Origin of the sequence: Nocardia sp. NBC_00511, from assembly GCF_045161165.1 — a bacterium.
Lineage (GTDB): Bacteria > Actinomycetota > Actinomycetes > Mycobacteriales > Mycobacteriaceae > Nocardia.
The window spans coordinates 4,627,170-4,649,791 of the sequence record NZ_CP107849.1 but is presented as its reverse complement, the minus strand read 5'-3'; the positions used below and the strand labels follow the sequence as shown (position 1 = coordinate 4,649,791).

Annotated in this window: 21 protein-coding genes and 1 pseudogene; 18 read left to right on the top strand and 4 right to left on the bottom strand. The window is 67.7% G+C overall.

The window, feature by feature from the left end; all coding sequences use genetic code 11:
- Positions 1 to 247 precede the first annotated feature (247 nt).
- The 11 genes and pseudogenes from hemW (at position 248) to era (ending at position 10,701) form a co-directional block, all read left to right on the top strand.
- Positions 248 to 1,438, top strand: coding sequence for a radical SAM family heme chaperone HemW (gene hemW / locus OG300_RS21810; protein ID WP_405498628.1), 1,191 nt, complete (start codon positions 248 to 250; stop codon positions 1,436 to 1,438).
- A 93-nt stretch (positions 1,439 to 1,531) separates the two neighbouring features.
- Positions 1,532 to 2,371 carry an alpha/beta fold hydrolase gene (locus OG300_RS21805; protein ID WP_405484370.1) on the top strand — a complete coding sequence of 280 codons (840 nt, stop codon included), beginning with the start codon at positions 1,532 to 1,534 and terminating at the stop codon, positions 2,369 to 2,371.
- 9 nt (positions 2,372 to 2,380) lie between these two features.
- The gene (locus OG300_RS21800; RefSeq protein ID WP_405484368.1) at positions 2,381 to 2,968 is read left to right on the top strand and encodes a thioredoxin family protein; all 588 of its coding nucleotides are present in this window, start codon (positions 2,381 to 2,383) and stop codon (positions 2,966 to 2,968) included.
- Between the two features lie 163 nt (positions 2,969 to 3,131).
- Positions 3,132 to 4,172 carry a heat-inducible transcriptional repressor HrcA gene (gene hrcA / locus OG300_RS21795; RefSeq protein ID WP_405484366.1) on the top strand — a complete coding sequence of 347 codons (1,041 nt, stop codon included), beginning with the start codon at positions 3,132 to 3,134 and terminating at the stop codon, positions 4,170 to 4,172.
- Between the two features lie 37 nt (positions 4,173 to 4,209).
- Positions 4,210 to 5,364 (top strand): molecular chaperone DnaJ, encoded by a 1,155-nt coding sequence (gene dnaJ, locus OG300_RS21790; protein WP_405484364.1) that lies wholly within the window; start codon positions 4,210 to 4,212, stop codon positions 5,362 to 5,364.
- 4 nt (positions 5,365 to 5,368) lie between these two features.
- On the top strand, positions 5,369 to 6,109 hold the full coding sequence (locus OG300_RS21785) for a 16S rRNA (uracil(1498)-N(3))-methyltransferase (RefSeq protein WP_405484362.1): 741 nt from the start codon (positions 5,369 to 5,371) through the stop codon (positions 6,107 to 6,109).
- 224 nt (positions 6,110 to 6,333) lie between these two features.
- A complete protein-coding gene (locus OG300_RS21780; RefSeq protein ID WP_405498627.1) occupies positions 6,334 to 7,404 on the top strand; it encodes a PhoH family protein in 1,071 nt (356 codons plus the stop codon).
- 22 nt (positions 7,405 to 7,426) lie between these two features.
- On the top strand, positions 7,427 to 7,996 hold the full coding sequence (gene ybeY / locus OG300_RS21775; protein ID WP_405484360.1) for an rRNA maturation RNase YbeY: 570 nt from the start codon (positions 7,427 to 7,429) through the stop codon (positions 7,994 to 7,996).
- Positions 7,993 to 9,315: a hemolysin family protein gene (locus OG300_RS21770; protein WP_405484358.1), complete on the top strand. Its 1,323-nt coding sequence runs from the start codon at positions 7,993 to 7,995 to the stop codon at positions 9,313 to 9,315. Before ybeY ends, OG300_RS21770 begins: the two co-directional genes overlap by 4 nt.
- Positions 9,308 to 9,625, top strand: a pseudogene (locus OG300_RS21765) (cytidine deaminase); the annotation flags it as partial. The gene OG300_RS21770 and the pseudogene OG300_RS21765, both read left to right, overlap by 8 nt.
- 134 nt (positions 9,626 to 9,759) lie before the next feature.
- The gene (gene era, locus OG300_RS21760) at positions 9,760 to 10,701 is read left to right on the top strand and encodes a GTPase Era (RefSeq protein ID WP_405484356.1); all 942 of its coding nucleotides are present in this window, start codon (positions 9,760 to 9,762) and stop codon (positions 10,699 to 10,701) included.
- 71 nt (positions 10,702 to 10,772) lie between these two features.
- Here the strand turns inward: era and OG300_RS21755 are convergent, their stop codons facing one another.
- A complete protein-coding gene (locus tag OG300_RS21755) occupies positions 10,773 to 12,188 on the bottom strand; it encodes an amidase (protein WP_405484354.1) in 1,416 nt (471 codons plus the stop codon).
- A 150-nt stretch (positions 12,189 to 12,338) separates the two neighbouring features.
- Between OG300_RS21755 and recO the strand changes: the two genes are divergently transcribed.
- The 5 genes from recO to OG300_RS21730 all read left to right on the top strand — a co-directional run bounded on the left by recO (position 12,339) and on the right by OG300_RS21730 (position 18,234).
- Positions 12,339 to 13,112, top strand: a complete 774-nt coding sequence (gene recO, locus OG300_RS21750) for a DNA repair protein RecO (RefSeq protein WP_405484352.1) — start codon at positions 12,339 to 12,341, stop codon at positions 13,110 to 13,112.
- A 272-nt stretch (positions 13,113 to 13,384) separates the two neighbouring features.
- Positions 13,385 to 15,562 carry a DUF4132 domain-containing protein gene (locus OG300_RS21745; protein WP_405484350.1) on the top strand — a complete coding sequence of 726 codons (2,178 nt, stop codon included), beginning with the start codon at positions 13,385 to 13,387 and terminating at the stop codon, positions 15,560 to 15,562.
- 89 nt (positions 15,563 to 15,651) lie between these two features.
- Positions 15,652 to 16,869, top strand: coding sequence for an arylsulfotransferase family protein (locus tag OG300_RS21740; protein WP_405484348.1), 1,218 nt, complete (start codon positions 15,652 to 15,654; stop codon positions 16,867 to 16,869).
- Between the two features lie 142 nt (positions 16,870 to 17,011).
- Positions 17,012 to 17,815, top strand: a complete 804-nt coding sequence (locus tag OG300_RS21735; protein ID WP_405484346.1) for an isoprenyl transferase — start codon at positions 17,012 to 17,014, stop codon at positions 17,813 to 17,815.
- On the top strand, positions 17,812 to 18,234 hold the full coding sequence (locus OG300_RS21730; protein ID WP_405484344.1) for a hypothetical protein: 423 nt from the start codon (positions 17,812 to 17,814) through the stop codon (positions 18,232 to 18,234). The genes OG300_RS21735 and OG300_RS21730 overlap by 4 nt, the downstream gene beginning before the upstream one ends.
- Before the next feature lie 7 nt (positions 18,235 to 18,241).
- Here OG300_RS21730 and OG300_RS21725 read toward each other — a convergent pair whose 3' ends face one another.
- Positions 18,242 to 18,856 (bottom strand): TetR/AcrR family transcriptional regulator, encoded by a 615-nt coding sequence (locus OG300_RS21725; protein ID WP_405484342.1) that lies wholly within the window; start codon positions 18,854 to 18,856, stop codon positions 18,242 to 18,244.
- 103 nt (positions 18,857 to 18,959) lie between these two features.
- On the opposite strand from OG300_RS21725, the gene OG300_RS21720 reads away from it, so the two are divergent.
- Positions 18,960 to 19,997 (top strand): hypothetical protein, encoded by a 1,038-nt coding sequence (locus OG300_RS21720; RefSeq protein WP_405484340.1) that lies wholly within the window; start codon positions 18,960 to 18,962, stop codon positions 19,995 to 19,997.
- A 72-nt stretch (positions 19,998 to 20,069) separates the two neighbouring features.
- Here OG300_RS21720 and OG300_RS21715 read toward each other — a convergent pair whose 3' ends face one another.
- Together OG300_RS21715 and OG300_RS21710 are read right to left on the bottom strand one after the other, a co-directional pair.
- On the bottom strand, positions 20,070 to 20,483 hold the full coding sequence (locus OG300_RS21715) for a Fur family transcriptional regulator (RefSeq protein WP_405484338.1): 414 nt from the start codon (positions 20,481 to 20,483) through the stop codon (positions 20,070 to 20,072).
- 3 nt (positions 20,484 to 20,486) lie between these two features.
- Positions 20,487 to 20,882, bottom strand: coding sequence for an ArsR/SmtB family transcription factor (locus tag OG300_RS21710; RefSeq protein WP_405484336.1), 396 nt, complete (start codon positions 20,880 to 20,882; stop codon positions 20,487 to 20,489).
- A gap of 170 nt (positions 20,883 to 21,052) precedes the next feature.
- Between OG300_RS21710 and OG300_RS21705 the strand changes: the two genes are divergently transcribed.
- The gene (locus tag OG300_RS21705; protein WP_405484334.1) at positions 21,053 to 22,444 is read left to right on the top strand and encodes a glycine--tRNA ligase; all 1,392 of its coding nucleotides are present in this window, start codon (positions 21,053 to 21,055) and stop codon (positions 22,442 to 22,444) included.
- The last annotated feature ends 178 nt before the right edge of the window (positions 22,445 to 22,622 follow it).

Here is a 22,622-nt window from a genome sequence, read left to right as displayed (position 1 = left end):
GTCAGAAGGGTCGTTCCGACGGCCCGGCGGAATTTTCCGCACTTTTGCGGGAAATCCCCTGGATATATCGTTCGGTTTGTGACAGGGGTCATAGATCACCACTGTCCCGATCTTGGACAGTTGACCTCGAGAGTCCCAGGGGTCCCACCGTAGCGGTCGCCGCGCCGCAACCTCGAACTCGCGCGCTGACACCGCCCACGGTGTGACCCGCGCGACGGGTCACACTGATGTGGTGACCGACTCGACCATCACCGCACCCGCCACCGACCAGACTCCGGTGCTGCGCGACTTCGGCGTTGGGGCGTTCGGGATCTACGTTCATGTGCCGTTCTGCGCTACCCGGTGCGGGTACTGCGATTTCAATACCTATACGGCCGGAGAGTTGGGGAGTTCTTCGTCGCCGGCGTCGTGGTTCGAGGCTCTGCGGGGTGAGCTTGCCACGGCGGCAAAGGAATTCGGGGCGTTGCCGTCGGCTACGCCTGCGGTGGAGACGGTGTTCGTGGGTGGGGGGACGCCGTCGCTACTCGGTGGGGACGGGCTCGCCGGGGTGTTGGATGCCATTCGGGACAACTTCACGCTCGCGGCCAGGGCAGAGGTGACGACCGAATCCAATCCGGAGTCGACGTCGCCGGAGTTCTTCGAGCGGCTGCTCGCGGGTGGGTTCACGCGGGTTTCGCTGGGGATGCAGTCGGCGGCGCAGCATGTGTTGAAGATTCTCGATCGGACCCATACGCCGGGGCGGGCGGTCGCGGCGGCCAAGGAGGCGCGGGCCGCGGGGTTCGAGCATGTGAATTTGGATTTGATCTATGGGACGCCGGGGGAGAGCGACGCGGATCTCGATGCCAGCCTCGATGCCGTACTGGCCGCCGGGGTGGACCATGTGTCGGCGTATTCGTTGATCGTCGAGGACGGCACCGCGCTGGCTCGACGGGTGCGCCGCGGTGAACTGCCCGCGCCCGATGACGATGTGCTGGCCGCCCGCTACGAGCGGATCGACAGTCGGCTCGAGGCGGCGGGGCTGCGCTGGTACGAGGTCTCCAACTGGGCCGCGAACGACGACGCCCGCTGCCGCCACAACCTCGGCTATTGGGACGGTGGCGACTGGCTCGGCGCGGGACCGGGTGCGCACAGCCATGTGGGCGGCGTCCGCTGGTGGAACGTGAAACACCCTGCGCGCTATGCGGATCGGGTGATCGCGGGCGGCCTGCCCGCCGCCGGTTGGGAACTGCTCACCGACGAGGAACGCCACACCGAGCGGGTGATGCTCACCGTCCGCCTGCGCACCGGCCTCCCCTTCACCGACCTCGACGCCCACGGCCTGCGCGCCGCCGAAACGGTGATCGCCGACGGCCTCGCCGAGCGCTCGGGCGACCGCCTCGTACTCACCGACCGCGGTCGCTTGCTCGCCGACGGTGTCGTCCGAACCCTGCTGACCTGACATCCGCCCCATTCGGACAGGTGGTTCGTTAGGCTGCCAAGCGAGGTTCTTTCGCGAGCTGCCGTCCGGGCACTCCGTCGTGAGGAAGTCGCCATGCACGATTCGCACGTCGTTCCTGGTTCCACCGGCACCTCCACGCGGTCGAGGCGCGCAGGCGCTGTCGTGGCCGCGTTGCTGTTGAGTGCCGCGCCTGTTGTGGCAGCTGCTCCCGCCCACGCGGATTCGCTGCCGACTGTCGTGCTCGTGCACGGGGCATTCGCGAACTCGTCGAGTTGGGACGGCGTCGCGGCCAAGCTGCGCGCGGACGGGTATCGCGTTGTGACGCCGGAGAATCCGCTGCGCGGGCCCGCCTATGATTCGGCGGCGATCGAGCGGACCATCAATGGCATCGACGGGCCGATCGTGCTGGTCGGACATTCCTACGGCGGCACCGTGATCACGAATGTGCACGACCCGAAGGTCGAATCCCTGGTCTACATCTCGGCTTTCGCGCCGAGCCAGGGGGAAGTGGCGCTGGCGGAGATCAATCCGATCCAGTACCCCGGATCACAGCTGACTCTCGCCTTGCGCCCCAAGATCGTCGACGACCCACAGGGCTTGGCGGGCAAGAACCTCGACGCCTACGTCGACCCCGCCAGCTTCCACGATGTCTTCGCCCAGGACGTCGACCCGGCAGTTGCCGCGGACATGGCCGCCCATCAGCATTCCCTGGCGCTCACCGCCAACCTGGAGCCCTCCGGCCCGCCCTCGTGGGCGTCGACGCCGAGCTGGTATCTGGTCTCGGCCGCCGACCGCGTCATTCCGCCTGCCTCGCAACGGGATATGGCGGCCCGCATGGGCGCGCACACCTCCGAGATCGACGCCTCGCACGCGGGCCTGGTCTCGCACCCGGCCGACGTGGCAGCAGTGGTGGAGGCCGCCGCTCAGGGGTGACAATCGGGTATGGCGCTCGCATCCTCGATGGTTCCGATCGGCACTCCCGCACCGGATTTCACGCTGCCCGCGATCGACGGCGGCAAGGTCTCACTGGAAACCTTTGCGGGGGAACCGGTCCTGGCCGTCGTGTTCCTGTCCAACCACTGCCCGTACGTTCGGCGCATCGAGCAGGCGCTCGGCGCGGTGACCGCCGAACTCTCGCCGCGCGGCCTGGCCACCGTGGCGATCTGCAGCAACGACACCGGCAACTATCCGGATGACGATGCCGCGCATCTGCGAGATCAGGTGCGGCGGGCCGGTTTCCGATTCCCCTACCTGGTCGACGAGACCCAGCAGGTGGCGCGCGCCTATCAGGCCGCGTGCACACCGGACCTGTTCCTCTACGACGCGGACCGCCGCCTCGCCTACCGCGGCCGCTTCGACGCCGCCACCCCCGGAAATCAGGAACCCTCCGACGGTGCCGCTCTGCGAGCCGCTTTCGAGCAGGTGCTCGCCGCACGCCCGGTGCCCGAACCGCATGTCCCGAGCGTCGGCTGCGGCATCAAATGGCGGCACGGCGGAGCGCCCGGCGGGTGGCTCACCGCACCGCGCTGACGGGCGGCCGCACAGCGAACCTCGGACAGGCCACTAAACTGGAGTGGAATTCATCCGGGAGCCGCGTGGCCGGTGCCGTGCCGAGTCGATCGGCATCCGCTCTGCCGGGAGAACTCGGGCCTGCGACGAGGCAGACCCGAAGGCGAGCGAGGAGGTGGAGCCGATGTCGAGCACCGAACAGCGGCGGCTCGAGGTCCTGCGGGCGATCGTCGCGGACTACATCTCCACGAAAGAGCCGATCGGGTCGAAAACCCTGGTGGAACGGCACAATCTGGGTGTATCGAGCGCGACGGTCCGCAACGACATGGCGGTGCTGGAGGCCGAGGGCTACATCACACAGCCGCACACCTCGTCCGGCCGCATCCCGACCGACAAGGGCTACCGGCAGTTCGTCGACCACATCTCCGAGGTCAAGCCGCTGTCGGGTCCCGAGCGCCGGGCCATCATGGAATTCCTGGAGAGCGGCGTCGACCTCGACGACGTGCTGCGCCGCGGCGTCCGCCTGCTGGCCCAGCTGACCCGTCAGGTCGCCATGGTCCAATACCCGACCGTGTCCGCCTCGATCGTCCGGCACATCGAGGTGGTCGCCCTCAACCCCGCCCGACTACTCCTGGTCGTGATCACCGACAGCGGCCGCGTCGATCAGCGTCTGGTCGATCTGGGCAATGTGATCAGCGAAGAGGATCTGGCCGCCCTGCGCGGGATGCTGGGCAAGGCGATGGAGGGCAAACGCCTCGCCGCCGCCTCGGTGTCGGTGGCCGAACTGCCCGAGCATTCCCCCGCCAAACTGCGCGATGTGCTGATCCGGGTGTCGACCGTGCTGGTGGAAACCCTGGTCGAGCATCCCGAGGAACGCCTCGTGCTGGGCGGCACCGCCAACCTCACCCGCAATGCCGGTGATTTCGCCGGGAATGGATTCCCCGGTTCCCTGCGTTCGGTACTCGAGGCCCTGGAAGAGCAGGTGATCGTGCTGAAGCTGCTGGCAGCGGCCCAGCATCCGGGTACCGTGACGGTGCAGATCGGCGAAGAAACCAAGCTCGAGCAGATGCGTGGGACGGCCGTGGTGTCCACCGGTTACGGGATGCCCGGTACGGTGCTCGGAGGCATGGGGGTATTGGGGCCGACCCGCATGGACTACCCGGGGACCATTGCCTCGGTGGCGGCTGTCGCCCGATACATAGGTGAGGTGCTCGCCGAACGGTGAGCTCGGCTGAGACATGAAACAGGACTAGAGAGCGCAAGTGGCACGGGACTATTACGCACTGCTCGGCGTCGCACGTAACGCGACCGACCAGGAGATCAAGCGCGCCTACCGGAAGCTGGCGCGTGAACTGCATCCCGACGTCAATCCGGAACCGGAGGCGCAGGAGAAGTTCCGGGAGGTGTCGGCGGCCTACGAGGTGCTGTCGGACCCGGAGAAGCGCCGCGTCGTCGACCTGGGCGGTGACCCGCTGGAGTCGGGTGGCGGCATGGGCGGCGGGTTCTCCGGCGCCGGATTCGGTGGCCTGGGCGATGTTTTCGAGGCCTTCTTCGGCGGCATGAATGCCTCCGGCGGTGCGCGCAAGCCACGCGGCCGGGTGCAGCCGGGCGCGGATTCGCTGCTGCGGACCCGGCTTTCGCTGCAGGAGTGCGCCGTCGGCGTCACCAAGCACCTGACCGTCGACACGGCGATCCTCTGCGATCTGTGTCAGGGCGCGGGCACCAACAACAACTCCAAGCCGGTGCGCTGCGAAACCTGCGGCGGCGCAGGCGAAGTGCAGACCGTGCAGCGGTCGTTCCTGGGCCAGGTCATGACCTCGCGCCCCTGCCCGACCTGCCGCGGCGCGGGCGAGACCATCCCCGACCCCTGCCGCAAGTGCGGTGGCGACGGCCGGGTGAGGGCCCGCCGCGAGATCGCCGCGCCGATCCCGGCCGGTGTCGCCAACGGCATGCGGGTGCGGCTGGCCGCGCAGGGCGAGGTCGGCCCGGGCGGCGGTCCGGCCGGTGACCTGTACGTGGAGATCGTGGAGCAGCCGCACGACACCTTCGTGCGCGACGCCGACGACCTGCACTGCACCATCCGCGTCCCCATGGTCGACGCCGCGCTCGGCACCACCGTGGTCGTCGACACCATCCTCGACGGCCCGGTCGAGCTGACGATTCCGCCCGGCACGCAGCCGGGTGAGGCGTCGGTGCTGCGCGGCCACGGCATGCCGAAGCTGCGCGCGAATTCGCGTGGCGACCTGATCGCGCACCTCGACATCGTGGTGCCGACCAAGCTGGACGCCAAGCAGTCGGATCTGCTGCAGAAGTACAAGGGCCTGCGCGCCAACGAACGCACCGAGGTGCTCTCGGCCGGGTCCGAGCACAACTCGGGTCTGTTCGCCCGCCTGCGCGCTTCCTTCAGCGGACGCTGATCCGTTGGCCGCCACCGTCTTCTACCTCGACGAGATCCCCGAACCGGGTGCGACGGCCGTCCTGGACGGCCCCGAGGGCCGCCATGCGGCCACGGTCCGACGCACCCGGGTCGGAGAGGCCATCACTCTCTCCGACGGTCACGGTCTGCTCGCCGATTCGGAAGTGGTTGCGGCCCACAAGGACCGCCTCGAACTGAAGGTCCTCGACCGGCGGCGGGCCGAACCGTGGACCCCGCAGGTCACGGTGGTGCAGGCGCTGCCGAAGTCCGACCGCTCGGAATTGGCGATCGAGCTGATGACCGAGGCAGGAGTGGACGCCATCGTCCCCTGGCAGGCCGCGCGCTGCGTGTCCAACTGGGAAGCCAAGGCCCGCAAGGGCGTAGACAAGTGGCGGGCCGCCGCGAGACAGGCCGCGCGCCAATCCCGCCGCGCCTACATCCCCGACGTGGCCGACCTGCACACCACCCGGGATCTCCTCGAGCTGGTTCGCACCGCCAAATCCAACGGCGCGGTGGTCGCGGCACTGCACGAATCGGGCACCGCCCGTTTGACCGGACTGTCCTTCGACGGAGTTCCCGAGATCGTCCTCATCGTCGGCCCCGAGGGCGGGCTCGACGACGCCGAGCTGACCGCGCTGGCCGACGCCGGGGCCGACATCGTGCTGCTCGGCCCGACCGTGCTGCGCACCTCCACGGCCGCCGCGGTGGCCCTGGGCGCGCTCGGTGCGCTGACGCCCCGCTGGTAGTCCCCGTGACAGGCCGGATCCGGTCCGGTTTCGCCACGGAATGGATTCGGGGATGCGGCAGTTGCATGTCACCGGACTGTTCACCCTGCTGGTAGCGACTTATTCACTGGGCGGTGTCGGTGGGCGGCGGTAAACTTCTGTCAACGACGTGCGGTTCGAGACCGGAAAGCAGGCTGTAGCCACTTTTGAGAAACCCAGGCGAAATCGGCGACCAGAACACTTCCATCGTCGGCATCGGAGCCGATGGTGACGGTTCCGGACCGGCAGGTCGGACCGTCCGTTCCAGCATTGAATTGGCACCGGAGTCTGTGTTCGGATTCCTGGGTTCGGCTGATGAGAACCTGCGTGAACTCGAGCGCCTCCTCGATGCCGACATCCATGTCCGCGGCAACACCGTCACCCTGACCGGCAAGCCCGCCGACGTGGCGCTCGCCGAGCGGGTCATCGCCCAGCTGGTGGCGTTGACCGCGCGCAATCGGGTGGTCACGCCGGAGGCGGTGCGGCACACCTACTCGATGCTCACCGAGGGCTCCTCGGATTCCCCGGCCGAAGTGCTGAGCCTGGACATCCTGTCGCGGCGCGGCAAGACCATCCGGCCCAAGACGCTCAACCAGAAGCGCTATGTCGACGCCATCGACTCGCACACCATCGTGTTCGGTGTCGGCCCGGCCGGTACCGGCAAGACGTACCTGGCCATGGCGAAGGCCGTGCAGGCGTTGCAGACCAAGCAGGTCAGTCGCATCATCCTGACCCGGCCAGCGGTGGAAGCCGGTGAGCGCCTTGGTTTTCTGCCCGGCACGCTCAACGACAAGATCGACCCGTATCTGCGTCCGCTCTACGACGCCCTGCACGACATGATGGATCCCGAGGCGATCCCGAAGCTCATGCAGGCCGGTGTCATCGAGGTCGCGCCGCTCGCCTACATGCGTGGCCGCACCCTCAACGACTCGTTCATCATTCTCGACGAGGCGCAGAACACCACCGCCGAGCAGATGAAGATGTTCCTGACCCGGCTCGGATTCGGGTCGAAGATCGTGGTGACCGGTGACGTCACCCAGGTCGATCTGCCGCACAACTCGCGGTCGGGTCTGCGGGCCGCCACCGAGGTGCTGGTCGGCATCGACGACATCCATATCTCCTACCTCACCAGCGCGGATGTGGTGCGGCACCGATTGGTCGGCGAGATCGTCGACGCCTACGACCGCTACGAGTCCGAAACGCGGCGGCCGGTCGCGGTGCACCTGCAGGGCAACCGGGCGCAGCGACGAGCCGCGAGCCGGGGAGAGCGACACTGAGCTCGGCCATTAGGCTGGGCGGGTGAGTATCGAGATCGCCAACGAATCGGGTATCGAGGTATCCGAAGAAGAACTCGTCAGTGTCGCGCGCTTCGCGATCGCGCAGATGGACGTGCATTCGGCGGCCGAGCTGTCGATGGTGCTGGTCGATCTCGACACCATGGCGGATCTGCACATGCGCTGGATGGACCTGCCGGGTCCGACCGACGTGATGTCCTTCCCGATGGACGAGTTGGAGCCGGGCGGGCGGCCGGACGCCGCCGAGCCCGGCCCCTCCATGCTCGGAGACATCGTGCTCTGCCCGGAGTTCGCGGCCCAGCAGGCCGAGAAGGCCGGGCATTCCATGGATCACGAGCTGGCACTGCTGACCGTGCACGGCGTCCTGCACCTCCTCGGCTACGACCACGCCGAGCCGGAGGAGGAGAAGGAGATGTTCGCGTTGCAGGCCTCGCTGCTCGAGGGCTGGTACGAGAACGTGCGTGAGGAGCAGCTCGAGGAGCAGCGCCGCGCGGAGCTGGCCGAGCGGGATCGGCGACTGCTGGGCAAGACCGGATTCACCGACACCACCGGTGATCCGTTGGGCCCGGCGTGAATTCATTCGTCCTGCTCGTGCTGGCCATCGTCTTGGTCCCGGCGGGCGGCGTTTTCGCGGCGCTGGATTCGGCACTCAATACGGTGTCTCCGGCCCGCGTGGACGATCTGGTGCGAGCGGATCGCACCGGTGCGGCACGGTTGGCGCGCATCGTCGCCGATCGGCCGCGGTATGTGAATCTGATGGTGCTGCTGCGCCTTACGTGTGAGATCACCGCGACGGTGCTGCTGGCGGCGGTGCTGATGGACTGGTTGGACGAGGCGCTCGCGCTGCTGGTGACGGCGGCGGTGATGGTGCTGGTCGACTATGTGGTGATCGGTGTCGGCCCGCGCACGCTGGGTCGTCAGCACGCCTATTCGCTCGCGCTCGGCGCGTCGCTGCCGTTGCAGGCGATCGGTTCGCTGCTGGGTCCGATCAGCCGGCTGCTGATCCTGATCGGCAACGCGCTCACCCCCGGCAAGGGATTTCGCAACGGCCCCTTCGCTTCCGAGATCGAGCTGCGTGAGGTGGTGGATCTGGCGGGGGAGCGCGGCGTGGTGGACGCCGACGAGCGCCGCATGATCCAGTCGGTGTTCGAACTCGACACGACCCCGGCGCGTGAGGTGATGGTGCCGCGCACCGAGATGGTGTGGATCGAGGCGGACAAGACCGCGGCGCAGGCGATGTCGCTCGCGGTGCGTTCGGGGCATTCGCGGATTCCGGTGATCGGTGAGAACGTCGATGACATTCTCGGCGTCGTCTACCTGAAAGACCTTGTCCCGTACGCGGATCGCAGCCGCAAGGTGAAGGTGCGCCAGGTGATGCGGTCGGCCGTGTTCATGCCGGACTCCAAACCGCTGGACGCGCTGCTGGACGAGATGCAGCGCCGCCGCAACCATATGGCGCTGCTGGTCGACGAATACGGCGGCATCGCCGGGTTGGTCAGCATCGAGGACATTCTCGAGGAGATCGTCGGTGAGATCGCCGATGAGTACGACAAGGACGAGATCGCGCCGATCGAGCAGGTCGGGCCCGGCAAATACCGTGTCTCGGCGCGACTTCCGATCGACGACCTGGGTGAGCTGTTCGATATCGAGATCGACGAGGAGGATGTCGACACCGTCGGCGGCCTGCTCGCGCACGCGCTCGGCCGCGTGCCGCTGCCCGGCTCCAAGGCCGTCGTACAGGGTTTGCAGTTGAAGGGCGAGGGCGGCGCGGATGCCCGCGGCCGCATGCGGATTCACACCGTGGTGGTGCGGCGGGGGCCGGAGAAGACGAAAACCGAAGCGGCGGAGGACAAGCCGGACGGTGGCTACGAGGATGGAGAAGCCGATGACTGAGCTCGACGCCGAGGACGGCAAGCTGCTGGTGCTCGCGCGCGGCGCCCTGGGCCGCACCGGCGGCAACGGCGGCGCGGCGATCCGCGACACCGACGGCCGCACCTACGCGGCTGGTGAGGTGGAGCTGGCGGCGTTGAAGCTCAGTGCGTTGCAGGCGGCCGTCGCGGCCGCGATCTCCAGTGGCGCAGAGGGTTTCGAATGCGCCGTGGTGGTTGCGGGCCGGTTCTCCGACGCCGGGGTGGCCGCCGTGCGTGAGGTGTCGGCGGACGCGCGGATCGTGTTCACCGATCGTTCCGGCAAGGTCTTCGAGCGGGTCGAGGACGTCGCAGGCGACTACGGGGTCGAGAACCCCATTGCCGCACAACATTCCGAGGCGGGTGATGCGGTCAGCGAACGTGCGGTGCCCGCGGCGCTGGACCTCGGTTCCGAATCGGAGGTTTTCGAATGAGCGGCAAGGACGAATTCCGTTCCGGCTTCGTATGTTTCGTCGGGCGGCCGAACACCGGCAAGTCCACGCTGACCAATGCCATGGTGGGGCAGAAGATCGCCATCACCTCCTCGCGGCCGCAGACCACCCGGCACACCATCCGCGGCATCGTGCACCGTGAGCACGCGCAGCTGATCCTGGTGGACACCCCCGGCCTGCACCGCCCGCGCACCCTGCTGGGGCAGCGGCTCAACGACCTTGTGCGCGACACCTACTCCGAGGTCGACGTGATCGCGCTGTGCATTCCGGCCGATGAGAAGATCGGCCCCGGCGACCGCTGGATCGTCGATCAGATCAAGACCATGGCGCCGAAGACCACCCTGCTCGGCGTGGTCACCAAGATCGACAAGGTGAGTCGCGATCAGATCGCCCACCAGTTGATGGCCGTCTCCGCGCTGCTCGGTCCCGAGGCCGAAGTGGTGCCGGTGTCCGCGGTCAAGGGCGAGCAGGTCGAGGTGCTCGTCGACGTCATCGCCTCGAAGATGCCGGAGGGTCCCGCCTTCTACCCGGACGGTGAACTCACCGACGAGCCCGAGGAAGTCCTGATCGCCGAGCTCATTCGCGAGGCCGCCCTCGAGGGCGTCCGCGACGAGCTCCCGCACTCGCTGGCCGTGGTGATCGAGGACATCCTCGAGCGCGAGGAGAACGAGGACCAGGCGACCGAGGGCCGCCGCTCCGCCGAGGGCATGCTCGACGTCCACGCCCTGGTCTACGTGGAGCGCCCCAGCCAGAAGGCCATCATCATCGGCAAGGGCGGCGCCCGCCTCAAAGAGGTCGGCACCAACGCCCGCCAGCAGATCGAGAGCATCCTGGGCACCCGCATCTACCTGCACCTGCACGTGAAGGTCGCCAAGGACTGGCAGCGCGACCCCAAGCAGCTGGGCAAGCTCGGCTTTTGACCCTGATTCGCTGATGAAACCGCCGCCCACTGATTCGCTTCAGTGGGCGGCGGTTTCGTGTGTCACCGGGATCAGGGGTGCGGCCACCAGGGGGTGGGGCGGTGTTTGTACCACTGGAGTTCCGATTCCAGTTGGGCGGCAACGGAAACCAGGAGGGGCTCGGAGTTGGCGGGGCCCATGAGTTGGGCGCCGACCGGGAGGCCGGTGGCGGTGAAACCGGCGGGGACGTTCACCGACGGCCAGCCCAGGACGTTCCAGGGCCAGGTGTAGGGGCAGACGGCGGTGATGAGTTCGTCGGTGGCCCAGTTGCCGATGCCGTCGATCTCGTGGACATCGGGCGGCGGGGTTGCCGTGGTGGGGGCCAGGATTACGTCGAAGTCGTTGAACATGCGGCCGATTCGGTTGCGCAGCAACGGTTCTGCCTTACGGGCCGCGAAAAGCGTCGGGGCGAGCAGGCGGCCGACGGAGGCGTTGTGGTGCGTGCGCGGGTCCACCGTCGCGCCGGGGAGTCGCTTCATGGCCTGGTCGATGCCGGTCATGGAGCGGGGCAGGAAGGTCGCGCCCATCAGGACGCCGTACGGCACGTTGGCGATGGAGACCTCGTGGCCGAGGCGGCGCAGGGTATCGGCGGTGGCGTGCACGCGCGCTTCGACTTCGCGGTCGAGGCGAGTCCTGGTGGCGGTGAACGGGATTCCCAGCGACAGCGCGATGCGCAGGCGGCCCGGGTCGCGGCCGACGGCGTCGGAGACGCGCAGCGCTGGCGGGGTGTGCAGGTCGCCGGGGTGGGCTCCGGCGGCGGCGTCGAGCAGCAGGGCGGCGTCGGCGACGGTGCGGGCCAGGGGGCCGTTCACGGTGAGGCCGTAGAAGGCCTCGGGCAGCGGCCAGGTGGAGATGCGGCCGCGCTGCGGCTTGATGCCGACCAGGTTGTTCCACGCGGCGGGGATGCGCACCGAGCCCGCGCCGTCGGAACCCAGTGCGGCGGGCACCAATCCGGCGGCGACGGCGGCGGCGGAACCGCCGGACGAGCCGCCCGGGGTGCGGTCCGCGGCCCACGGATTCCTGGTGTGCCCGAAGGCTTCCGCGCTGGTGAACGGCAGCTGCCCGAGTTCACAGGTATTGGTCTTGCCGACGATGACCGCACCGGCCGCGCGCAGTCGCCGCACCGATTCGGCGTCCTCGGTCTTGGCGGGGAAGTCGCCGCCACAGCCGAAAGCCGTTGGCGTTCCGGCCAGATCGGTGTCGTCCTTGATGGCCATCGGTACGCCGAGCAGCGGAAAGCGTTCTCCCGCAGCGAGTTTCCGATCGGCTTCGGCGGCCTCGGCGAGCGCCTGCTCGCGCCGCACGATCCGGAAGGCATTGAGCGTGTCCTGGCTGGCCTCGATGCGATCGAGTACATCCGTGGTGGCTTCCACCGAGCTGATCGTGCCCGTTGCCAATGCCTGTGCGAGCTCCGCCAACGCGAGTTCGCCGACCGACGCCATCGTCATGTGAATCCCGTCTCCTCCGTACCGGTGGGTAACGTAGCGCGATTCTGGTCACACGTCCAATGTCGGCGGTCCGGTCTCGGATACCCGGAATCCCGCACACACCGGGCGACTCGTCGCCGCCCGATCGGCGCGGCATGCAAGACTGTCCCGGTGCGGTTGTATCGGGATCATGCGGTGGTGCTGCGCCAGCACAAGCTGGGCGAGGCCGACCGCATCGTCACGCTGCTGACTCGGCAGTACGGGCTGGTGCGCGCGGTGGCCAGGGGGGTGCGCCGCACCCGGTCCAAATTCGGGGCCCGCCTGGAACCCTTCGCCTACGTCGACATCCAGTTGCATCCCGGCCGCAACCTCGACACCGTCACCCAGGTGCACACGGTCGAGACCTACGCCGCTGACATCGTCTCCGACTACGGCCGCTACACCACCGCCTGCGCGGTCCTGGAAACCGCCGAGCGCCTGGCCGGTGAAGAGGGCGCGCCCGCCCCCCGCCTGCACACCCTCACCGCGGGCGCCCTGCGCGCCATCGCCATGGGCCGCCGCCCCCACGAACTCGTCCTCGACGCATACCTGTTGCGCGCCATGATGTTCGCGGGCTGGGCACCCGCCCTCGACGACTGCGCCCGCTGCGCCACCCCCGGCCCCCACCGCGCCTTCCACGTAGCCGCCGGCGGCGTGGTCTGTGTCCACTGCCGCCCACCCGGCTCGGCCACCCCCGTCCTCGGCGTCCTCGACCACATGAGCGCCCTCAACCGAGGCGACTGGTCCAACGTCGAAGCCGTCCCCGAAAACCTCCGCCGCCAGGCCAGCGGCCTCATCGCCGCCCACCTCCAATGGCACCTCGAACGCCAGCTCCGCACCCTCCCCCTGATCGAACGCACCCGCCCCCACGAATCCCTCGACCGCCCCGAAGCCGCCATCCGCTGACGATCTCGCAGGATGGTCCCAGCGTCGCCGGGAAACCACCGCTTGTTGGATGATGGCGCGGCTATCCGTTTTCGCCTCAGTGGTGCGCGCGATCCGATTTGGGCTTGTCGAACGTCTCTCAGAAGTGTTCCGGCCTGGCAGGCGTGCAAGTTCGCCGTCTGTGTCGGCCCGAGTGTCAGGGTCGACTCCGGCAGTGCCGGTGCGGAATTCGTGGTGTCGGTGGGTGGGGATACCTTGCTGTCAACGAATTGGATTGGCACTGGGGGAGACTCATGACCCGCGCATTGTCTGTCGAGGCACAGCCGGAAGAACTGCCGGAGATTCTTGTTTCGCCGCCGTGGTCGCGGAAGCGGGCCAAGCCCACCGTGATCGAGGTGGCGCGGGTGCATCGGGCCGCGGCGCTGGAGTGGGAGCCGGGAGAGCAGGAGAGCTGGGCGAACATCGCGTCGGTGTACGACAACGCCGATGAGCAGGTATGGCAGCGGTGGATCGACCAGGTGGTTGTGCAGCCCGGGTACACCACCATCCGGGTGTTGGCAGATGCTCCGGTGGAGCTTGCCCGGCCTCATTTGGATCGTCTCGGTGCCACCCCGTTCGTGAACGCGCGGTATCGGTTTCTGATGGCGGACGAGGGTGGTCCGGGCCTGGAGCCGCCCGATCCCCATCGGAAGTTGCTGGGCCGCTTCGGTGCCGACGTACTGGGCTGGGCCATGGAGACGGCTGATGCGCAGCCGTGGGTGGGTGCACCGATCTGGGCTCCGATCATCGGCAGCGATGTGACGGCGATGATGGTCGATTGGCTGGACAAGAGTCAGGGCGCAATCGCACGAAGCTGGTTCTGCCGCCATAGTTTCGCGGCGGCTCTGGATCTGATTCCGGCCGCGGTGGGCAAGGCCGTCAAGGATCGGCGCGAGGCCACCTTCGTGTTGCGGATGCTGGACAAGCGGGGGCATCGACGCACGATCATGTCGGCCGCCGACTCGTATGGCGCGGACGTGGTCGCGGCCGTCCTGAAGATCCTGGACGGCGACCGCCTGCTGTGGTTGCCCACCCGGATCCCGAAGGCGCCGGACTGGCTGGATCCGGCCGCGCTGCCACGAATTCGGTTGCGGCACAGCATGAAGGTGCTGCCCGACTCCGCGGTCCTGCACCTGATCGCCATGCTCATGATGTGCGAGCCGGACAGCGATTACGCGGGTGTGGCCGTCGCGGCCGAGGAGCTGGATGTCGTCTCGGCCGGTGAATTCGTCTGGGCGATCTACCGTGCGTGGCAGTCGGCCAAGTATCCGGGTAAGAAGAATCCCTGGGCGCTGCGTGCCTTGGGGCTGCTCGGTGACGACGCCACGCTGATGCGATTGCGCAGGATCGCGGAAAGCGATCGGGCGGTGAATCGTGCGCTGGAAGCCCTGGACACCCTGACCCTGGTCGGAACTCGCAACGCGCACACGCATATTCAACGAATTCGGGAGAACACCCAGTGGCCGGCGGTGCGCACGCAGGCAACCGAGGCCATCGCGAAGATCGTCGCCGAACTCGGGATCACCGTGGCGGAGTTCACGGATCGCGCCGTTGCGGATCTCGGGTTGTCATCGGATGGGACCCTGCGTCTGGACTATGGGCCCCGGCAGTTCGTGATCGGTCTGGATGAGCGGTTGAAAGTCGTTGTGCGGGAGGCGGATGGGAAGGTTCGGGCCAGCTTGCCGAAACCGGCTGCCGCTGATGACGAGGCGTTGGCCTCAGCGGCGTATTCGCGGTTCGGGTCGTTCAAGAAGCTGGTGCAGGAGGCGATCGTCGATGAATCGGGTCGGTTGGAGCAGGCGATGGTTTCCGAGCGGCGGTGGCGGGCGGACAAGCAGCGGGAGCTGATCATCGAGCATCCGTTGCTCGGGCAGTTGGCGCGGCGGTTGGTGTGGGCCACGTTCGGTGCAGGCGGTCAGGTGACGGGGACCTTCCGGGTGGATGCGGACGGGACCCTGGCTGATGTCGAGGATGAGTTGGTGGAGTTGGCGGGGGACGCGCTCGTCGGGGTCGCGCATCCGTTGCATCTGGGTGGGGTGCTGGGTGCGTGGGGGGAGGTGTTCGCGGATTATCAGTTGTTGCAGCCATTTTCGCAGTTGGAGCGGGTGAGTTTCGACGCCGGGTCGGAGGGGATGGCCGCCGGGTTGTCGCCGTTCTACGGGCGCACGGTGCCGACCGGGAAGCTGTTGGGGCTGCCCAAGCTGGGCTGGGCGAAGGGGTACGGGTCAGGTGGGGTGAACGAGCACTTCACGCGGACGCAGCCGGGTGGGAACAAGGTGTGGGTGGCGTTCAGTCCGGGGATCAACGGGCGTAATCCGATGGAGATTCCGGAGCAGACCCTCGACAACATCGGCACCGAGCTGGACCTCGAGCAGATGTCGCCGATCGTGGCGTCGGAGCTGTTGCGGGAACTGCATACGCTCGCCGTGTGAGTCCCGGTGAGCGGCACGGCGCGACAGGCTGAAAATCAGTGAGATTCCAGACAGCGATCGTGAAGGTTAGCTCGCCTAAAGTTCACGGCGTGGGTCTCTCGTCTGAACAGCAGTCGCGCCGTGTCGTCCTCCGCGCGGTCCCGGTCGTCGCCGCGCTCGCGGTCCTGACCACCGGCACCGCCGCCGCGCAACCGGCGCTGCCGAGTTCGCCGTTCGGCGGGCTGACGTACACGGTGAACGTGCAGCAGCCGGGCGAGGAGTCCGACGGCTACATCTACTACACCAGCGGCGTCAGCGCGGCGGCGCTGGTGCCCGGCCTCGGCACGATCGCGGGGCTGCTGCCCGGCGGCCAACCCGCGAACGTGATCGCCGATCGTTCCGGCCGGGAGATCAAACGCTACGAACCGCCTGCGGGACAGGATGTCTCGAACTTCCGCACCCAGATCTACCAGGGCCGCAAGGTGCTCACCTGGTGGCAGGGCAGCACGGTGGCCGGGCACGGTTCGGGTGTCGGGATCATCGCCGACGAGAACTTCAACGTGCTGGCCACCGTGGACCCGGGCGGCGCGGGCGCGGACGTGCACGAGTTCCGGCTGACCCCGGACGGGCACGCCCTGCTCACCTCGTACCCGCAGGTGACGGCGGATCTGACGGCCATCGGCGGCCCGGTGGACGGCAAGCTGTTCGACACCGTCGCCGTCGTGATCGACGTCGCCACCGGCAAGCAGCTGCTGCGCTGGAGCGCGGCCGAGCATGTGCCGCTGGCGGATTCGCAGACCACCGGCAAGCTGGGCGGCGATGTCTACGATCCGTACCACATGAATTCGATCAGCTTGGATCCGTCCGGGAATCTTGTTGTCTCCCTGCGCAATACGTCCGCCGTCTACGACGTGGACCCGCACACCGGCGACATCCTGTGGCAGCTCGGCGGCAAGAACCCGACCCTGACCGCGAGCCCGGACATCGAGTTCGCCTTCCAGCACGACGCCGAATTCACCGACGACTCCACGCTGCGGCTGTTCAACAACAACTCCAGCGGCCTCGAGACCCGCGGCCCGTCCAGCGTCGAATGGATCCGCATCGACCCGGTCGCCAAGACCGCGACCCTGGTTCGCAACCAGCAGCACCCGTCGGGCCTGACCACCTTCGCCATGGGCAACGCGCAATCGCTGCCCAACGGCGACACCTTCGTCAGCTGGGGCATGACGCCGCGCATCTCCGAGTTCAGCCCGTCGGGCGAACTGGTCTACGACGCGACCCTGCCCTTCGGCACCTACCGCGCCTACTTCGACACCCTGCCGTCCTGACCGCCCACTGACCCCGCGACCGCGCGGAATTGCCGGATTCGGTCGCGGTCGCGGGCCCTGGGCCGTCCCGAATGTGGAGGTTCGGTGGTGCTGTCGTGCGAAGGGTGTGGGGGGCGTCGCGGGCCGAATCGCGTCGGGCAGGATGGTGGTCGTGATCGGTAACCGGAAGTCCCCCACTGAGCAGCGTGTCGTGCGGCCGCCGTCGCCGCATCCGTCCGGGGCGACTCCGCCTGCCATCCCGCTGGAGTTCGTGCCCCGGCATGTGGCGTTGGTGATGGACGGCAACGGCCGCTGGGCGCAGGAGCAGGGACTGCCGCGCACCGCGGGCCACGAGCGCGGTGAGGCCGTGCTGATGGACACCGTCGAGGGCTGCATCGAGATCGGCGTGAAGTGGCTGTCCGCGTACGCCTTCTCGACCGAGAACTGGCGGCGCAGCCCGGACGAGGTGCGCTTCCTGATGGGCTTCAACCGCGACGTGATCCGCCGCCGCCGCGACGAAATGCACGAGATGGGCGTCCGGGTGCGCTGGGCGGGTCGCCGACCTCGCCTGTGGCGCAGCGTGATCAAGGAATTGGAAGTCGCCCAGGAGCTGACCGAGCACAATACGGTGATGACCCTCACCATGTGTGTCAACTACGGTGGTCGCGCCGAGATCGCCGATGCCGCACGGGAAATCGCGCGCCGGGCGGCGGCGGGTGAGCTCGACCCGGAGAAGGTGACCGAGGCGACCTTCGCCGAATACCTGGACGAACCGGATATGCCGGATGTGGACCTGTTCCTGCGTCCCTCCGGTGAGCTGCGCTCCTCCAACTTCCTGATCTGGCAGTCCGCGTACGCCGAATTCGTCTATCAGCACACGCTTTTCCCCGATTTCGATCGCCGCAACCTATGGGACGCCTGCCTGGAATACGCCAAGCGCGACCGCCGCTTCGGAGGAGTCAAATGAGCGACGAGACCACCCCCGCCGAGATCACTCCCGCCGAGGAGTTGCAGGCCCGCGCCGGAGCGGTGCTGGCCAAGTACAACGTCGATGTGCGTGTCGAGGACACCGCCCTCGGCTTCGAGTACGAGGGTTCGCTGTGCTCGCTGCGCGCGGTCAACCTCTCGCCCGGCCTCGACGTGCTGGCCCTGATGTGCATCCTGGCCTGGGATCGCCCGCTGAACGCGCAGCTGCACAAGCGCGTCGCCGAGCGCAATTCGCAACTCCAGTTCGGCACCATCACCGTCATGGGCCACGAGAAACTCGGCGACGTCGTCCTGCGCTACACCTTCCCGGCGGTCGGTCTCGAGGACCAGCCGCTCGCGACCATCCTGCTGCTCGCGCTGTCGGGGGCCGGTCGCGCCCGTCAGGGCCTGCTGCCCTGAATCCTGTTCAGGGAAGGGCGGTTTCGCGGGTGTAATCCGGGATGAGCTGGGCGATGCCGCGGGCGAAGGTGTCCGGGTCGGTGTCGCCCAGGATCAGGTGCTGGAGGATGAATCCGGGCAGTACGCCGAGCAGGATCTTCGCGACGGCGTCGGTGTCGGCGTCCGGGGGCAGCCAGCCGACCTCGCGCATGCGGTTGGCGTAGTCGAACCAGAGGCGGCGGATGCTGGCGATATTGCTGCGCACGTAGTCGGCGATATTGGCGTCGGTGAGGGCGAGCGCCCAGGCCTGGGGGATCAGGCGGACGGGGCCGCCGGGGGCGCTGAGCCGGACGATGGCTTCGGCGATGGTGCGGACCAGCTCGGGGGGAGTGGGCAGCGGGTCGCTGTAGACGGCCTCGCTCAGAGCTGCTCGCAGGTCGACGGTGGCGTCGTTGGTGAGGGCCTCGATGATGTCGTTCTTGGATTTGAAGTAGCGGTAGACCGCGCCCGCCGAGAGTCCGGATTCGGCGAAGACGTCCTGCATGGTGGTGGCGTGTAGGCCTTTGCGGGCGAAGATGGTCTGCGCGGCGTCGAGGATCTGCTGCCTGCGGCGTTCCAGGTGCTCCTCGCTGACTCTGGGCATACCGCCAAAGTAAAACGAATATCCGTTCTTGACAAGGTGACAGGGCGGTGTCAGGGTTGTCCGAACAAAGAGAACGAACCTCCGATTTTCTTTAGGGAAAGCCATGACCACCACTAAGCTTTCGTCGGAATCGGCCGCTCAGGGTACGGAAACGGATCGCTCGCCGGGGCGACTCGGGACCTCGATCGTGGCCCGCGCGGTGGCGCTGGGCTTGGCGGCGGCCGCGATTCAGGCCGTCATGCTCATCGCCTTCGCGTGGCCCGCTGTCCGCATCGCCCCGCGCGAGGTACCCATCGCGGTCGCCGGTCCGCAGGCCGCCGCCGTGGCGCAGCAGCTGACCGACCACGAAACCGGCGCCTTCGATATCCGCACCGTCGCAGACGAATCCGCCGCGCAGGCCGCCATCGAGCATCGAGATGTCTACGGCGCCATCGTGACCGGCGAACAACCGCGCGTCCTGGTCGCCTCCGCCGCGAGTCCGATGGTGACGCAACTACTCTCGGCCGTCGCATCGCAGATGGCCGGAACACCGGTGGTCGCCGCGCGTGACGTGGTCGCCGCCGATCCGCACGATCCGCGCGGCATCGGCTTCGGCGCGATGGTGCTGCCGCTGGTGATGTCCGGCCTGGCCGCCGGAGTCCTGCTCACCCTCGTGATCCCCACCGTCGCGGGCCGTGCCGTGGGCTTGGTGACCTTCGCGATCGCGGGCGGACTACTGAGCATGTCGATCGTGCAGGGCTGGCTGCACCTGCTGCCCGGCGACTACCTCACCATGGCGTCGATCGGCGCGCTCATCTCCTTCAGCGTGGCCGGAACGGTGGCGGGCCTGGCCGCGGCGATCGGCCGAGCGGGCCTCGGCTTGGGTGCGGTGACCCTGCTGCTCATCGGAAACCCTTTCTCCGCAGCGACTTCCGCTCCTGAGCTGCTGCCGCAACCGTGGGGGACCATCGGACAGCTGCTCCCGCCCGGCGCGGCTGCGACGCTGCTGCGCTCGGTGGCCTTCTTCGGCGAGGCCCCCATCTCGACCCCGCTCACCGTGCTGTTCTGCTGGGCCGCGGCCGCGCTGGCACTGCTGGGCATCGGATTCCTGCGTACACGCCGTCCGGCCCCGCAGCCGGTCGGGGATCTGGCCGTGGCCTGAGCTCGCACCACCGAACGCATTGCGCCCCGGCTCATTTCGAGCCGGGGCGCGCTGTCGTGTCCGGAGTCCGGGTCAGCCCTTGGCCTGCGCGCAGGTCTGGCAGGTGCCGAAGATCTCCATGGTGTGGCTGATATTGGTGAACCCGTGTTCGGCGGCGATGGCGTCGGCCCAGGCCTCGACCGTCGGTCCTTCCACCTCGACGGTGCGGCCGCAGTGGCGGCAGACCAGGTGGTGATGGTGCCCGGTGGAGCACTGCCGGTACACGGATTCGCCCGAGTCCGTGCGCAATACGTCGACCAGCCCCGCGTCGGCCAGCGACTGGAGCGTCCGATACACGGTGGTCAGGCCGATGCCCTCACCGCGCTTGCGGAGTTCGTCGTGCAGTTCTTGGGCGGAACGGAACTCGTCGATGTCGGCCAGCAGCGCGGCGATGGCGCTGCGCTGGCGGGTGCTGCGGACGCCGACCGTCTTCTCGGTTGTTCCCACGGTTCAGCCTTCCTCTGCGTGCGCGACCGCGTCGATGACGATGTGCGCGAGATGTTCGTCGACGAGTTCGTAGATGACCTCGCGGCCGGTGCGTTCGCCGCGGACCACCCCGGCGGACTTGAGGATCCGCAGGTGCTGGCTGATCAGCGGCTGTGTCACCCCGAGGGTGTCGACCAGTTCGTGGACGCAGCGCGGTGATTCGCGTAGTTGCAGCACGATGGCGATGCGCACGGGGGCGGCCAGGGCGCGCAGTAGTTCCCCGGCGGAGTCGAGAATGGTGCGGGAGGGCACCGCCGGTGGCTGGGGCGACCGGTAGGGGTACTCGTCGTGCGGGATCGCGGCGGGGGCCTCCGTCGCGACGTGCGAGCGCCGCAGGGGCGCGCCACTGTCCGTGGTCATCGAACCAACTCCTTATTGGAAACCGATGCCATTCTTATATGCACGGGTGCGCATGTCAAACCCGACACGGCGAGGCTACCCCACCGGACGGGTGTAAATCCGCTCGCGGCGTGCAGATAGGCTGGACGTAATCCTTTGCAATCTTCCGGACACGGATGGAGAACTGTTCAGTGGCACCCAAGTCGAAGGTGGACACCGTCGCCAACCTCGCCAAACGTCGGGGTTTGGTGTACCCGAGCGGCGAGATCTACGGCGGTACGAGGTCGGCCTGGGATTACGGTCCGCTGGGAGTCGAGCTCAAGGAGAACATCAAGCGGCAGTGGTGGCGGACCATGGTCACCAGCCGTGACGATGTGGTCGGCCTCGACTCGTCGATCATCCTGCCGCGTCAGGTGTGGGTGGCCTCGGGCCACGTGGCGGTGTTCAACGACCCGCTGGTGGAATGTCTCAACTGCCACAAGCGGCATCGGCAGGACCACCTGCAGGAGGCGTACGCCGAGAAGCACAAGCTCGACGATCCCGACTCGGTGGCCATGGAGCTCATCGGCTGCCCGGACTGCGGCACCGTGGGCAAGTGGACCGAGCCCAAGGACTTCAACATGATGCTGAAGACCTACCTGGGCCCGGTGGAATCCGAAGACGGCATGCACTACCTGCGCCCGGAGACCGCGCAGGGCATCTTCGTGAACTACAAGAACGTCGAGACCACCGCGCGCAAGAAGCCGCCCTTCGGCATCGCGCAGATCGGCAAGTCGTTCCGCAACGAGATCACGCCGGGCAACTTCATCTTCCGCACCCGTGAGTTCGAGCAGATGGAGATGGAGTTCTTCGTCAAGCCGGGCGAGGACGAGCAGTGGCACCAGTATTGGATCGACGCGCGCCGCGACTGGTACATCGACCTCGGTATCGATCCGGAGAACCTGCGGCTCTACGAGCACCCGAAGGAGAAGCTCTCGCACTACTCCACCCGCACGGTGGATATCGAGTACCGCTTCCGCTTCGCGGGTTCGGAGTGGGGTGAGCTCGAGGGCGTCGCCAACCGCACCGACTTCGACCTGAAGACGCACTCGGAGCATTCCGGCACGGATCTCGCGTACTTCGATCAGACCTCGGGCGAGCGCTACACCCCGTACGTGATCGAGCCCGCGGCCGGTCTGACCCGTTCGCTGATGGCCTTCCTGGTGGACGCGTACCACGAGGAGCAGGTGCCGACGGCCAAGGGCAATATGGAAACCCGCACCACGTTGAGGCTGGATCCGCGGCTCGCGCCTGTCAAGGCGGCTGTACTGCCGCTGTCGCGCAATGCGGACCTGTCGCCGAAGGCCAAGGACCTGGCCGCGCAGCTGCGTCGCAACTGGAACGTCGACTTCGACGACGCCGGGGCGATCGGCCGGCGTTACCGCCGTCAGGACGAGATCGGCACCCCGTTCTGCATCACGGTCGACTTCGACACGCTGGAGGATCAGGCGGTCACCGTGCGTGAGCGGGATTCGATGGCCCAGCAGCGCATCGCTCTTGATCAAGTAGAGGGCTACCTGGCAGCACGCCTCATCGGCGCCTGATTTCAGGTTCACAGGAAAGACCGGTCAATGGCTGACCGGTCTTTTCTTTATTCGGCTGCCCCCGAAATTCGGGGCGCCGGACCGAAATTGGGTATGTGACTACTCGTGTTAACAACTCGCCGGCGGGGCACTATTTAAAGGTATGAGCTATGGCGCCTTCTCTTGCCGTGGCTCGATC

Coding starts and splice junctions, on each gene's coding strand:
- OG300_RS21805 (WP_405484370.1), top strand. CDS start 1,532: ATGCACGATTCGCACGTCGTTCCTGGTTCCACCGGCACCTCCACGCGG.
- OG300_RS21800 (WP_405484368.1), top strand. CDS start 2,381: ATGGCGCTCGCATCCTCGATGGTTCCGATCGGCACTCCCGCACCGGAT.
- hrcA (WP_405484366.1), top strand. CDS start 3,132: ATGTCGAGCACCGAACAGCGGCGGCTCGAGGTCCTGCGGGCGATCGTC.
- era (WP_405484356.1), top strand. CDS start 9,760: ATGAGCGGCAAGGACGAATTCCGTTCCGGCTTCGTATGTTTCGTCGGG.
- OG300_RS21755 (WP_405484354.1), bottom strand. CDS start 12,188: ATGACGATGGCGTCGGTCGGCGAACTCGCGTTGGCGGAGCTCGCACAG.
- OG300_RS21745 (WP_405484350.1), top strand. CDS start 13,385: ATGACCCGCGCATTGTCTGTCGAGGCACAGCCGGAAGAACTGCCGGAG.
- OG300_RS21735 (WP_405484346.1), top strand. CDS start 17,012: ATGGTGGTCGTGATCGGTAACCGGAAGTCCCCCACTGAGCAGCGTGTC.
- OG300_RS21730 (WP_405484344.1), top strand. CDS start 17,812: ATGAGCGACGAGACCACCCCCGCCGAGATCACTCCCGCCGAGGAGTTG.
- OG300_RS21725 (WP_405484342.1), bottom strand. CDS start 18,856: ATGCCCAGAGTCAGCGAGGAGCACCTGGAACGCCGCAGGCAGCAGATC.
- OG300_RS21720 (WP_405484340.1), top strand. CDS start 18,960: ATGACCACCACTAAGCTTTCGTCGGAATCGGCCGCTCAGGGTACGGAA.
- OG300_RS21710 (WP_405484336.1), bottom strand. CDS start 20,882: ATGACCACGGACAGTGGCGCGCCCCTGCGGCGCTCGCACGTCGCGACG.